Genomic DNA, 12,700 nt, shown 5'->3' on the forward strand with positions numbered 1-12,700 from the left:
CTCCTTGGTTAGTGTAATCACTGGCTTCCAATCACTCCGTCTGACCGGTTGTTTTGATTGGCTCTGCTTCTGCTATATTTTCTTCAACACTCAAAAATAAGTTTATTTTTACTTTACCATTGTCCATGGTTTCTTGCAAAATTTTTTCAGAAACAATGGTGGCATCCGGCCCCAAATGCAACTGCAGGTCTTTCTTGGCCTGCAGGACACCTGCTTCTACTGCTTCGTCTTTTGTTCGTTCTTCTTGTATGGACTGCTTCTCACTTAGGGTTGTTTCGACAAATTTCACAGGCAGCTCCCACTTCAGAAAATATAAGCTTCTTTCTTCCACTTCCCGATATACTTCGTCAAATTCATGACTGCCAAATCCCCAGACAGGCAACATAGTCTGTCCAGCTTTAAGATGATACTTTTTTTTCCGGTTTCCCGTCAATTGTTCTGATAACAGTTCCAGTGGAACGGTGACAGACACCTCATACCAAGTTGCTGCTGTCACCTCTCCTTGCGCGGCAACCAGTTCGGCCTTTCTTTCCTTTTCTTGCTCCTCTTCTTCTTCTGCACTGCTGTCAATTCTTCCCGAAACTAGAACATCTCCAGCATCCACATAATCACTCACATGCACAAGGGGTCTTCCCTTAGCAACATACATATCTGTGATGACACCTTTTTTGGCGGCTACAAGATTTTGTGGGCCAGGCTTTTCCTCTTCCTTGACAACTATTTTTTCAACACCTTCCAAGTGAAAGGTTGTCCCCCGCTGATCCACACCGACCCAAAGCAATTCAGGAACATCCTTGATCAGCTGTTGCTGAATCTGGTTAGGAGATTCAAGCTTGAAAATCCAAGCTCCCTGCTGAATACCATATTCATCCAGTTGTTTGTTGACCTTTTCTTCTACATCTTTGGGAAGCCCGCTTATCTCGACATCCCATAATATATTAGAAAGGAAGAGGAGGAAAAGCAGCCCAGCCAATAACCCTGTAACAAGGGTTTTTCTGCCAAGAAAGTGTTTAAACAGGAAGGGAAGCCCCTTCCTCTCCTTGAACCTTACTTTATATCCTGTCCCTCTTTTGATCGGTTTGATTCTCTGTACATCCTTTAACTTGATGGACCCTTCACATATATCTGCTTGTGGTTTACGAATATCCCATGCTTGAACACCCGATTGACTGCATAATTGGAAGAATGCCTCCGGCCTCTCCCCTTGCACTTCAATAGTAATAAACCCTGACATCGATTTGCCTTGGTTATGCTTCATTGGTTCCCCCTCCCCTCAGTCTTTATTCAGAAATGAAAGTGACGTCATTGATTTTTCCCTCAAGCAGCATTTCTTCCTGTACCATCATTTTGATGACAAAGGATGATCCGGTTATTACAATAAATCCATTATTGGTTTTCAGGCGCAGTTCTGTATCAGAGTAAGTGTCCAATCCTTGGTGATTTTCTATATACACATGCAACTGTCCAATCATTGTAATGCGAGGCAACTCCAGAACGACATCAGATGGCAGGGAAAGGTATTTGGTCAGCCACGGCCTCATTCGCTGATGTATTGAACTCATTCATGCAGCCCCCTCTCTCTCCTATAATATGTATGAAGGGAAAGGGGGTATAAGAACAATAAAAAACCACCGACAACAAGCGATAGCTTGTGCCGATGGCAGTGAAGGTTCAGTATTTCCGTTGGCTCAACACAGACCGGTAAGGTCTTTTGGCACGAGGGGGACCTAATACTTCCGACATGACAATACCGTTCACCAGGCCTTTTCTATTTAAGTTTCTCTTTATGCTGCTTCTCGTCTCTTCCTGCTGCTTGGTTAATCCTTTGCCAGGTTCACGGAGCGGACTCTCCAACGTATCAGTCAAGCGAGAATCTGTATCTCCTGTTGTCTTTGCCGTATGCAGGTGTTTTGCCAAACGGTCAATTTGTTTATTCTGCTGCTCCTTTATGGACTCTGAGGAGACGATAGTCTCCTCCTTCCTTTGCCGCCCGGATTGCGTCTGCTGGGGCGGAGAGGCAGGAGCCGGCCGGGGGATGGGACGTTCCGGATGTTGTTCTTCCTGCTTGCTATTGCGGAAGAATCCCATCAAACCGGCGATCATCATAATCACGATGAAGAAGTTACTGAAAATGAATTCTATCAGGTTTCCCATCAAATCTCTCCTTCTTCGCCGGGTCTGTGAAATTACTTCTCATTATTTTCATCATCATTTTCGTCGGAGAGCTTTCCGATGGAGTCGCGCATATCAGTATCTGCGTCAATGTTGCGGTAATTCATATAGTCCATAACACCCAAATTTCCGGAGCGCAATGCTTCAGCCAATGCAAGCGGGACATCTGCCTCTGCTTCCACAACTTTGGCGCGCATTTCCTGTGTACGTGCTACCATTTCCTGTTCTTGGGCAACTGCCATAGCACGACGTTCTTCTGCTTTCGCTTGTGCAATGTTTTTGTCTGCTTCTGCCTGATCTGTCTGCAGAATTGCTCCAATGTTTTTGCCGATATCCACATCAGCAATATCAATGGAGAGAATCTCAAATGCTGTGCCGGAATCCAACCCTTTGCTCAATACAGTTTGTGAAATTGAATCAGGGTTCTCCAGTACTTGTGTATGGGCAGTGGAACTACCAATCGTACTCACAACCCCTTCCCCTACACGGGCAATGATCGTTTCTTCCCCGGCACCACCGACGAGGCGGTCAATATTGGCTCTTACGGTAATCCTTGCTTTCGCCTTCACTTCAATTCCATCCATTGCAATACCCGCGATAAACGGAGTCTCGATCACTTCAGGATTGACACTCATCTGGACAGCTTCAAGAACGTCCCTTCCTGCCAGATCGATGGCGGCTCCCCGCTCAAAAGGAAGGTCAATATTTGCTCGGTGGGCAGCTATCAGGGCATTTACCACCCTGTCTACGTTACCACCTGCAAGGTAATGGCTCTCCAGCTGGTTGATACGAACTCCTAGACCGGCCTTATGTGCCTTAATCAGTGGATTGATGACTCTGTTTGGTACTACCCGGCGCAGACGCATACCGATGAGGGTGAAAATGCTTACCTTTACACCTGCAGCAAGCGCGCTGATCCATAGGGCTACCGGTATAAAGGTGAATAGAATTGCCAAGGCAATCAAAATGACCGCGATGATGATCAACGGCATCAGTTCAGATAATCCCATGTAATTTCCTCCTAATTTTTAATTTTGCTGTCAAAGTTTTCTTACTACAATTCTGGAACCTTCGACTTTTACTATCTTGATATTCGATCCTTCTTCGATGAAATTTCCCTCTGAAACAATATCAAGACGTTCTCCTTCAAAGACCCCGGTTCCAGCAGGCCTCAATGGGGTTTCTGCTACTCCTGCAAGACCGACAAGTTCCAATCGATTTGCAGAGGAAACATATCCCTGCTCTGTAGCCGTACTATCCTTTAGAATAACGTGGCGGAAGACACCTTTATCGGCTCCAATCCTGCGGAACAGAATGACCGCCGCAATTAAAGCGATCAGAAAGGCAATCCCAATACTCATGGACATATGTCCTAAATCATACCCTGACATGAACAAGGAACCAATTACCGCTCCAACTCCAAGCAAACCGAGAATTCCGCCGGCTACAAAGAATTCCGTAACAATCAAAGCGATCCCTATTAAGAGCAGGATAATCGCTTCCATGCCCGCAAGTCCTGCAATGATATGCCCGTAGAAAAACAATATTAAGGCTATAACGCCCATCGTCCCGGCAATCCCGAACCCTGGGGAATACAACTCCACCACTAAGCCCAGGCTGGCAACAGAGAGTAGGATCGGTATGACCACCGGATTGGTCAGAAACCTTGCCGCCTCTTCAGCCAGGCTGGTCTCCGTCTCTACGATGGTCGCATTGGACAACCCCAGTTCCTTCAATAATGCTTCCCGATGATTCACTATTCCTTCTGCATACCCGACCTCGACAGCTTCGGTGGGTCCGAGCGTAAGGTATTCGCCCTCCGCTGCCCCATATTCAGGCATATCAATAGCCGGATCCGCCATCGCTGCGGCATACTGGGGATCTCTTCCTTTCGATTCAGCTGCACTCCTCATTGCTGCCAACCAAGCAGATTGTGCTTTTTCATCCGCCGCATTTCCATCCTGTGTGATCACACCGCTTGCGCCCATTGTCGCTTGTGGGCGCATGTAGATATGATCCGTATTCAAGGCCAGATAAGACCCTGCAGACAATGCTTGGTTGATGATGAAGGAAGTTGTCGGGATTTCAAGATTTTGCATCATGCTGGCAATCTGCCCGGCAGCATCTACACGGCCCCCCGGTGTATCTATCTCAAAGATGATATGATCGGCATTTGCATCAACTGCTTCTTCCGTAGCCCGCTCCAAGAATGCCTGCAGGCCGCGCTCCACCTCGTTTTCAATAGGTACAATGTATACCAGGTTACCAGCACCATTTTCCCCTTTCACGGGATCGGCTCCCCCACTAGTACCAATCCACATGATGGTGAGGGCACATAGAAAGAATATGTATTTTTTAAATCCGCTCACCGGCAAATGGATCCACCTCCTTAGCGACTATAATATCTATACGGTCAGACGGATAAATGGTTCCTTTTTTTGTGAAGTTCTTCTAAATCTTATCACAAAGTGCTTATACAATGATACTTTAATAAACAATAAACAATGTTTCCTCAAGGAAGGACATTCATTGTATTTACGCTCCAAACTTTGGGGAGGTTCCATTATAAAAGGCCCATGCCACAGTATATGACAAGGACCCTTTTTTAATATCAACCTAAGTTTTTCAGTACGAGTTTGTTCACTTGAGAGCCGTCTGCTCTACCTTTGATTCTAGGCATTACTGCACTCATGACTTTACCCATATCTTTTTTGGAAGTGGCATTTACTTCCTGAATCACCTGCTGAACAATCTCTTCCAGCTCTTCATCTGTGAGCTGATCAGGCATATATTTTTGTAAAATATCTACTTCAGTCTCAAGATCTTGAACAAGATCATCGCGTCCAGCTTCTTTAAATTCTTGGAGGGAATCTTTCCGTTGTTTCAACTCTCTGGACAGAACGGTTAGTTCCTCATCCTTGGAGAGAGTATCATTACCAAGTTTTATTGATTCATTTTGTATTGAAGCTTTGACCATGCGAATTACTTTGAGTTTATCTTTCTCTTTGTTCTTCATCGCCTGCTTCATATCCTGATTCAGCTGATCAAGTAACGTCATGCTCCTGCCCCTTCTTCACTATTTACGCTTTCTAGCAGCTTCAGATTTCTTTTTACGACGAACGCTAGGTTTTTCGTAATATTCACGCTTACGATATTCAGATAGTGTACCACTTTTGGACACACTACGCTTAAAGCGACGAAGAGCATCTTCAAGAGACTCGTTTTTACGAACGCGAGTTGTATTTGACATGCTAATTTCCCTCCCTCCGAAGCACAAAACAGAATTATGAAAGCATATGTAAACTATCATATGCCTTCGTAAATTATAATATAAAAAGCACACCTGGTCAACCAAAGATTCCATACTATTTATTTTTGTGGAAATTCATTCCTGTTCTCTAGTAGTCCGAAGAACCTTGACCACCGTTAATGATATCGATCCCTGCACTGGCACCGATTCTAGTAGCTCCGGCATCAATCATTGCCCTTGTTGCCTGGTAATCCCTGACACCACCGGAAGCTTTCACTCCCATTTCTTTTCCGACCGTTTCACGCATCAGTTTAATGTCCTCCACCGTTGCTCCTCCACCGGAAAAACCAGTGGAAGTTTTCACAAAGTCAGCTCCAGCATCCTTTGCTAACCTGCATGCACGGACTTTTTCCTCTTCAGACAATAAGGAGGTTTCAATGATGACTTTTGTCAGGGCTTGGTCTTTGGCAGCCCCGACAACTGCTTCGATATCGGCTTTTACAGCGTTGTCGTTGCGTGACTTCAACTCTCCAACGTTGATAACCATATCAATTTCAGTTGCTCCATCCCTTATGGCTTGTTCTGTTTCAAATTTTTTAGTTGCTGTAGAAGTGGCTCCAAGAGGGAAACCTACCACCGTACAAACTTCTACAGAAGTATCCTTCAGTTGCTCGGAGCAGTAAGAGACCCAATAAGGATTCACACAGACTGATGCAAAACTGTACTCCTTGGCTTCCTTTACCACTTGTTCTATTTTTTCTTGTGTTGTATCAGGCTTCAATTGTGTATGGTCGATATATTTAGCTAGTTCATTGTTCATTGTAATACCTCCAATTTTAGATGTACGTACCTCTACCAATAATAGCATGATAAGCGAGAAAATGCTATGATGGCAGCTAGATTATGTACTATCAGCTTTTGTATTCATATGTTACCAACAAACAGAACCCTATGCATATGAAAATAAAAAATCAGGCTGTCGAGCACTTTATCGACAGCCTGAAATCACCGGCCGGTGACTGTTTTTCAGTTTAATTGGCAGTAACTTTCACGTCAGTGGTATTGTCCATTACCCGCACAAAAGTGCCTTCATTATATGGATAGCCGGAATCGGTGATTTTAACCCGTACAATTTTACCTATCATGTCCGGTGATCCATCAAAGCGCACCTTCAAATAATTGTCCGTGTAGCCTACGAGCTGGGAATCGCTGCCTTCCACTTTTTCTTCTGGAATGACTTCAAGCACCTCGTTTTTATACCTGGATGCGTAATTCTTCGCAAGCCGGTTCGACAGCTCAATTGTGCGCTGAACACGTTCATTCTTAACTTCCTCATCTACCTGGTCTTTCATCATGGCTGCAGGTGTCCCTGTACGTCTGGAAAATGGAAACACATGCAATTCGGAATAACCGATCTCCTCTATGAATTGATATGTCTCCATGAACTCCTCTTCCGTTTCTCCAGGGAAACCGACAATGACATCTGAGGTGATGGCTAAATCAGGCAATGCCTGGCGGATCTTTTCTACCTTCTCCTTGTAATACTCTGTTGAATATTTTCTCCGCATTCTAGCAAGTACGGTATCTGACCCAGATTGCAGAGGGATATGCAAGTGCCTTACAATTTTTTCCGACTTATTCAATGCTTCAATGACTTCGTCCGTAATCTGGCTGGCTTCAATCGATGATATGCGGATTCTTTTCAGACCATCCACTTTGGTCTCCAGGTCATTCAGCAGCATTGCGAAATTGTAATCAGCCATATCTTCACCATATCCGGCTGTATGAATGCCCGTAAGCACAATCTCTTTGTATCCGGCCTCGACCAGTTTTCTCGCCTGGGATACTACGTTTTCCGGATCTCTGGAACGGAGTAAACCTCTTGACCAAGGAATAATACAGAACGTACAGAAGTTATTACATCCTTCCTGGATCTTCAGGGACGCACGGGTGCGGTCGGTGAATTCAGGAACGTCCATTTCCTCAAATACCCGGTTTTTCATGATATTGGAGACTCCGTTGATCGGCTCCTTCGTATGTTTATGTTCTTCGATGTATTGAATCATCTGTTTGCGGTCTTGTGTACCAACAACAATGTCCACCCCAGGAATTTCCATAATCTCACCTGGAGAAGTCTGGGCATAACAGCCGGTTACACAAACTACGGCATCAGGATTCTTCCGTACTGCCCGTCGAATGGTCTGGCGGCTTTTCTTATCGCCCGTGTTCGTTACAGTACATGTATTGATGACATAGACATCGGAATCATGGTCAAACTCCACCCGCTCATATCCATGGTCTTTGAACATTCTCCAGATACCCTCTGTTTCATAATGGTTAACCTTACACCCCAATGTATGAAATGCTACGGTAGGCATTATTGACACCTCAATTCTTCAAAATGATAGGAAATGCTGGCAAGTACGTATAGCGCAGCCGTTTCCGTCCTCAGTATTCTTGGACCCAGCCTCACTGGATGAAAGCCATGACTTATCAGCTGTTCAGCCTCCTTGGGAGAGAAACCTCCCTCTGGCCCGATACATGCGAAAATATGCTGACCAGGATGGATATCCTTTAAAACTTTCCCAAAGGAGGGACGCTGACTTCCTTTGGCTTCTTCTTCATATGGAAAGATTTTCACATCGTATGGAGCACTTTCCTCGAGAAGCTCTGAAAGGGACATGGTCTGATGTATGTTAGGTATTTTGTTACGATGACTCTGCTCACTGGCTTCTTTAGTGATTTTGGAATAGCGTTCCAACTTTTTCTCCATTTTCTTTCCATTCCAAACAACGATAGATCTGTCAGCTTGAAATGGAATGAAGGAAGCAGCTCCCAATTCGGTCCCTTTTTGTATGATCAGCTCCATTTTATCGCCTTTGGGCAGTCCTTGGGCAATGGTCACTCCCACTGGCAGTTCTGCAGATCCTTCCAACTTTTCCCGTATCACAGCAACCACTTGGTTTTTTTCGATCCCGCTGATCTCACAGATGTAAGCCCGTCCATCCGGATGATTGCATATCAGACTGTCATCTTCTTTAAACCTCATGACCCTGGTTATATGATGAAAATCATCATTGGTGATAAAAACTTGTTCACTTTTCCAGTTTTCCTGAGGAACGAAATAACGTTGCATAACAGACACCTACTTTGGCAGCAGATTAATTACCTGCTTTTTTTGCGATGAGAGAAACCCATTCTTCCATTTCATTCACTTCAATGATTTCGAAACCGTGTTCCTGCATCTGATCGAGCACCATCTGTTTCTTATTTTGTATAATACCAGAGGTTATGAATAAACCTTCTTCGGCAAGATTATTCCACGCATCCCCGATGAAGCGAACGATTATCTCCGCCAGTATGTTGGAAACAATGACATCCGCTTTGATATCGACATGATTCAGCAGGTTGTTCTGTCTGGCGGTGATTTTATGTTCCAATTTATTGAGCTTAGCATTTAGTTTTGTACTCTTTACGGCCACATCATCCAAGTCAAACGCATGTGCTTCTGTAGCCCCCAGCAATACCGATGCAATACTCAGCACCCCTGAACCAGAACCGACATCAATGACTTTATCTCCTTCTTGGAGATAATTCTCCAGCGCCTGGATACTGAGAACAGTCGTCGGGTGTGTTCCAGTACCGAACGCCATCCCGGGATCCATTTCTATAATGACCTCATCGCTGTCTGCGGGTGTATATTCTTCCCACGTCGGGATGATGGTGATTTTCTCGGAAATCTTCACAGGCTTATAATACTTCTTCCATGCTGTTGCCCACTCTTCCTCGTTTATCTCACTCAGTGTTATATCATTTTTGCCGATATCTATGTCATAAATGATCAGATTATTGATGGCCTGCTTGATCTCTTCAACGGTTTCCCCCAGGAAACTGTTGACCGGCAAATATGCTTTCACATACACGCCTTCTTCCGGATACTCCTCCGGGTCCAATTCATATACTTCTCCGAAAAAAGTGTCCCTCTCTTTCTCCAGGTCAAGCGGATCTTCGATTACAAGACCGCTGGCACCAGTTTCATGTAATATGTTGGAAATTGGTTCAATCGCTTCATTTGTGGTATGAATACAGATTTCCGACCACTTCATTCCGGCATCCATCCTTTTTGGGAACTTATATGTAGGACGATGCTGGCAGTCCAGCATCGTCTCTTTTTATTTGAAAGCATTCTTGAATTTTTGGAACAGAGAGCTGTCCTGCTCGTTGGTTGAATCATTTCCGCCTATCTCGTTGAATTCACGAAGCAGTTCTTTCTGACGGTCCGTTAATTTTGTAGGAGTTACTACTTTGACGATGATATGTTGGTCACCATGGCCATACCCTCTTACATTCGGAGCTCCTTTTCCTTTCAAACGGAAAGTTTTGCCTGTCTGCGTGCCTGCTGGGATTTTCAACTGCACTTTACCATGTACAGTAGGTACTTCCACCTCATCACCTAACGCAGCTTGAGCGTAATTCAAAGGCAGTTCACAGTAGATGTGATCGCCGTCTCTTTCAAAGAAATCATGGGGTTTTACCTGGATAACGACAAAAAGATCCCCTGGTGGGCCTCCATTCACCCCGGAATCCCCCTTGCCGGCTACTCTGATTTGTTGACCTTCATCAATTCCAGCAGGGATGTTTATGTGGATAGTCTTCTGGGTCTTCACTTTTCCAGCACCACGGCAAGTCGTACACTTATCTTCCACGATTTTACCGGAACCATTACAATGCTGGCATACCCGACGGTTGACCACTTTACCAAATGGAGTATTCTGCTCCATATTCATCTGACCAGAGCCGTTGCAGTGTGAACAAGTTTTTGGTTTGGTGCCTGGTTTCGCACCAGAACCGTGACATGTATCACAATTCTCTTCTTTTGGAATGTTGATATCCGTCTCTTTACCAAAGATGGCTTCTTCGAAATCAAGAGTCATAGTGTATTGCAGGTCTGCACCTTGTCTCGGGGCATTCGGGTCCCTTCTGCGGCCGCCGCCACCAAAGAACATATCGAATATATCGCCGAATCCGCCAAAGTCTTCAGCACCCCCGCCGAAGCCTCCGAACCCTTGTCCCTGGGCACCTGCATGGCCGAATTGGTCATACTGGGCACGTTTTTGTTCATTACTCAATACCTCATAGGCCTCTTTAGCCTCTTTGAATTTATCTGCAGCATCTGCTTCATTATTAACGTCCGGGTGATATTTTCTTGCAAGCTTACGGTAAGCTTTTTTAATTTCATCTTTAGAAGCGCCTTTTTCAACACCAAGCACTTCGTAGTAATCGCGTTTGCTCACTTGTGAATCACTCTCCCACTACACTTATGCATAAATTTTATCTTATCATCATTCCTTTATGGATAGCAAATGTGTTTAGTAAAAAAGCCAAAGCCAAGGAAATCCTGACTTTGACTTTTTCATCAGATTAATCTTTATTTTTTATCTTCATCATCTACTTCTTTATAATCAGCGTCGACCACGTCATCTTCATTTTCGCCTGTACCTTGGCCTTGCTCTTGCGCCTGTTGCTGCTGCATTTGTTCATAGAGTTTGACGGAAAGCTGTTGTACTTGTTCTTCCAGCGCTTCCTTTTTCTCTTTAATTTGGTCGACGTCGTCGGATTCGATGGCTTTCTTCAGCTCTTCTTTTGCATTTTCAGCTTGCTGTTTCTCCTCATCGGATACCTTGTCGCCAAGATCTTTAATCGTTTTGTCCGTTGTGAATACTAGTTGATCTGCTTCATTACGGAGCTCTATTTCTTCGCGGCGCTTTTTATCCGCTTCGGCATTTTCTTCGGCTTCCTGAACCATTTTTTCTACTTCTTCATCAGATAGGCCGGAAGAAGACTTGATGGTAATAGATTGCTCTTTATTTGTACCCATGTCTTTCGCACGAACATTCACAATGCCATTTGCGTCAATATCGAAAGAAACTTCGATCTGAGGCACCCCACGTGGTGCTGGCGGAATATCAGTCAGTTGGAAGCGGCCCAATGTTTTGTTGTCTGCAGCCATTTCACGTTCTCCCTGGAGTACATGGATATCAACAGCGGTCTGATTATCAGCAGCAGTTGAAAATACCTGGGAATGACTCGTAGGAATGGTAGTATTACGCTCAATTAATTTGGTAGTAACTCCACCCATTGTTTCGATTCCTAATGAAAGTGGGGTGACGTCAAGAAGCACTACATCTTTTACATCTCCTTGCAGTACACCGCCCTGGATAGCAGCACCAAGTGCAACTACTTCATCAGGGTTCACCCCTTTGGAAGGATCCTGTCCTGTTTCTTTCTTGATGGCTTCCTGTACGGCTGGAATTCGAGTAGAACCACCTACCAGGATGACCTTGTCGATCTCATTTGCAGAAAGATCTGCATCGGATAGAGCCTTTCTAGTCGGTACCATGGTCCGTTCAACCAAGTGGGAGGAAAGTTCTTCAAATTTTGCACGGGTCAGATTCATCTCTAAGTGAAGCGGTCCAGCTTCGCCAGCTGTAATGAATGGCAAGGAGATCTGAGTCTGTGCCACACCGGATAGGTCCTTCTTCGCTTTTTCTGCTGCATCTTTCAAGCGCTGGGCTGCCATTTTATCCTGAGAAAGGTCGATACCATTTTCTTTTTTGAATTCGGCTACCATATGATCAATGATAACTTCATCAAAGTCATCCCCACCGAGACGGTTGTCACCTGCAGTGGAAACTACTTCAAACGTTCCATCCCCGATATCAAGAATAGAGACGTCGAAGGTACCTCCGCCCAAGTCATATACGAGGATTGTCTGATCCTGATCTTCTTTATCAATACCATATGCAAGGGCAGCTGCTGTAGGTTCATTGATGATACGCTCTACTTCTAGACCTGCAATCTTCCCTGCATCTTTTGTTGCTTGTCGTTCTGCATCATTGAAATAAGCTGGAACAGTGATAACAGCTTTTTCGACTTTTTCGCCCAAATAATCTTCCGCGTAGGATTTGATATGCTGCAGAATGATCGCAGAAATTTCCTGTGGTGTATATTCCTTGTCCTCAACTTTGACTTTATAGTCAGTACCCATATGACGTTTCACGGACTGAATGGTATTTGGGTTAGTGATGGCCTGGCGCTTCGCCACTTCCCCTACCTGTCTTTCGCCATTTTTAAATGCTACAACTGAAGGAGTGGTACGATTACCTTCAGGGTTAGGGATTACGGTGGATTCCCCGCCTTCCATAACAGCTACACATGAATTTGTGGTACCTAGGTCAATTCCGATAATTTTACTCATAGCTTATTTCCTCCTTAGCA

At 44.7% G+C, this 12,700-nt stretch carries 13 protein-coding genes; all 13 read right to left on the reverse strand.

Translation table 11 applies throughout. From position 1 onward, the window contains the following. Nucleotides 1-31: 31 nt before the first annotated feature. The 13 genes from yqfD to dnaK all read right to left on the reverse strand — a co-directional run bounded on the left by yqfD (nt 32) and on the right by dnaK (nt 12,680). Nucleotides 32-1,258: a sporulation protein YqfD gene (gene yqfD / locus ACFOGI_RS02380; protein WP_390267832.1), complete on the reverse strand. Its 1,227-nt coding sequence runs from the start codon at nt 1,256-1,258 to the stop codon at nt 32-34. 22 nt (nt 1,259-1,280) lie between these two features. Beyond that, complete coding sequence (gene yqfC, locus ACFOGI_RS02385) at nt 1,281-1,562, reverse strand: sporulation protein YqfC (protein WP_390267835.1); 282 nt, start codon at nt 1,560-1,562, stop codon at nt 1,281-1,283. Nucleotides 1,563-1,671: 109 nt separating this feature from the next. Next, nucleotides 1,672-2,154 carry a hypothetical protein gene (locus ACFOGI_RS02390; RefSeq protein ID WP_390267838.1) on the reverse strand — a complete coding sequence of 161 codons (483 nt, stop codon included), beginning with the start codon at nt 2,152-2,154 and terminating at the stop codon, nt 1,672-1,674. A 32-nt stretch (nt 2,155-2,186) separates the two neighbouring features. Then, nucleotides 2,187-3,182 carry a flotillin-like protein FloA gene (floA, locus tag ACFOGI_RS02395; protein ID WP_390267841.1) on the reverse strand — a complete coding sequence of 332 codons (996 nt, stop codon included), beginning with the start codon at nt 3,180-3,182 and terminating at the stop codon, nt 2,187-2,189. Nucleotides 3,183-3,212: 30 nt separating this feature from the next. Continuing rightward, nucleotides 3,213-4,493, reverse strand: coding sequence for an NfeD family protein (locus tag ACFOGI_RS02400; RefSeq protein ID WP_390268067.1), 1,281 nt, complete (start codon nt 4,491-4,493; stop codon nt 3,213-3,215). 290 nt (nt 4,494-4,783) lie between these two features. Beyond that, nucleotides 4,784-5,230 (reverse strand): GatB/YqeY domain-containing protein, encoded by a 447-nt coding sequence (locus ACFOGI_RS02405; RefSeq protein WP_390267844.1) that lies wholly within the window; start codon nt 5,228-5,230, stop codon nt 4,784-4,786. Between the two features lie 18 nt (nt 5,231-5,248). Next, on the reverse strand, nt 5,249-5,422 hold the full coding sequence (rpsU, locus tag ACFOGI_RS02410; RefSeq protein WP_163970042.1) for a 30S ribosomal protein S21: 174 nt from the start codon (nt 5,420-5,422) through the stop codon (nt 5,249-5,251). A 148-nt stretch (nt 5,423-5,570) separates the two neighbouring features. Then, on the reverse strand, nt 5,571-6,242 hold the full coding sequence (gene deoC / locus ACFOGI_RS02415; protein ID WP_390267848.1) for a deoxyribose-phosphate aldolase: 672 nt from the start codon (nt 6,240-6,242) through the stop codon (nt 5,571-5,573). A gap of 211 nt (nt 6,243-6,453) precedes the next feature. Then, nucleotides 6,454-7,800, reverse strand: coding sequence for a tRNA (N(6)-L-threonylcarbamoyladenosine(37)-C(2))-methylthiotransferase MtaB (gene mtaB, locus ACFOGI_RS02420; RefSeq protein WP_390267851.1), 1,347 nt, complete (start codon nt 7,798-7,800; stop codon nt 6,454-6,456). Next, entirely contained in the window at nt 7,800-8,558 is a 759-nt protein-coding gene (locus tag ACFOGI_RS02425) for a 16S rRNA (uracil(1498)-N(3))-methyltransferase (RefSeq protein WP_390267854.1), read from the reverse strand. The genes mtaB and ACFOGI_RS02425 overlap by 1 nt, the downstream gene beginning before the upstream one ends. 25 nt (nt 8,559-8,583) lie before the next feature. Beyond that, nucleotides 8,584-9,528, reverse strand: coding sequence for a 50S ribosomal protein L11 methyltransferase (gene prmA, locus ACFOGI_RS02430; RefSeq protein ID WP_390267857.1), 945 nt, complete (start codon nt 9,526-9,528; stop codon nt 8,584-8,586). Between the two features lie 66 nt (nt 9,529-9,594). Beyond that, nucleotides 9,595-10,716 (reverse strand): molecular chaperone DnaJ, encoded by a 1,122-nt coding sequence (gene dnaJ / locus ACFOGI_RS02435; protein WP_390267860.1) that lies wholly within the window; start codon nt 10,714-10,716, stop codon nt 9,595-9,597. Nucleotides 10,717-10,850: 134 nt separating this feature from the next. Continuing rightward, nucleotides 10,851-12,680 carry a molecular chaperone DnaK gene (gene dnaK, locus ACFOGI_RS02440; protein ID WP_390267863.1) on the reverse strand — a complete coding sequence of 610 codons (1,830 nt, stop codon included), beginning with the start codon at nt 12,678-12,680 and terminating at the stop codon, nt 10,851-10,853. Nucleotides 12,681-12,700: the final 20 nt, after the last annotated feature.

The sequence above is a fragment of the Virgibacillus xinjiangensis genome (assembly GCF_042643145.1).
GTDB lineage: Bacteria > Bacillota > Bacilli > Bacillales > Amphibacillaceae > Virgibacillus_O > Virgibacillus_O xinjiangensis.

Excerpts from the sequence above, each read along its gene's own strand:
- yqfD (WP_390267832.1), bottom strand. The coding sequence starts at position 1,258 with ATGAAGCATAACCAAGGCAAATCGATGTCAGGGTTTATTACTATTGAA.
- yqfC (WP_390267835.1), bottom strand. The coding sequence starts at position 1,562 with ATGAGTTCAATACATCAGCGAATGAGGCCGTGGCTGACCAAATACCTT.
- ACFOGI_RS02390 (WP_390267838.1), bottom strand. The coding sequence starts at position 2,154 with ATGGGAAACCTGATAGAATTCATTTTCAGTAACTTCTTCATCGTGATT.
- floA (WP_390267841.1), bottom strand. The coding sequence starts at position 3,182 with ATGGGATTATCTGAACTGATGCCGTTGATCATCATCGCGGTCATTTTG.
- ACFOGI_RS02400 (WP_390268067.1), bottom strand. The coding sequence starts at position 4,493 with ATGTGGATTGGTACTAGTGGGGGAGCCGATCCCGTGAAAGGGGAAAAT.
- ACFOGI_RS02405 (WP_390267844.1), bottom strand. The coding sequence starts at position 5,230 with ATGACGTTACTTGATCAGCTGAATCAGGATATGAAGCAGGCGATGAAG.
- rpsU (WP_163970042.1), bottom strand. The coding sequence starts at position 5,422 with ATGTCAAATACAACTCGCGTTCGTAAAAACGAGTCTCTTGAAGATGCT.
- deoC (WP_390267848.1), bottom strand. The coding sequence starts at position 6,242 with ATGAACAATGAACTAGCTAAATATATCGACCATACACAATTGAAGCCT.
- mtaB (WP_390267851.1), bottom strand. The coding sequence starts at position 7,800 with ATGCCTACCGTAGCATTTCATACATTGGGGTGTAAGGTTAACCATTAT.
- ACFOGI_RS02425 (WP_390267854.1), bottom strand. The coding sequence starts at position 8,558 with ATGCAACGTTATTTCGTTCCTCAGGAAAACTGGAAAAGTGAACAAGTT.
- prmA (WP_390267857.1), bottom strand. The coding sequence starts at position 9,528 with ATGAAGTGGTCGGAAATCTGTATTCATACCACAAATGAAGCGATTGAA.
- dnaK (WP_390267863.1), bottom strand. The coding sequence starts at position 12,680 with ATGAGTAAAATTATCGGAATTGACCTAGGTACCACAAATTCATGTGTA.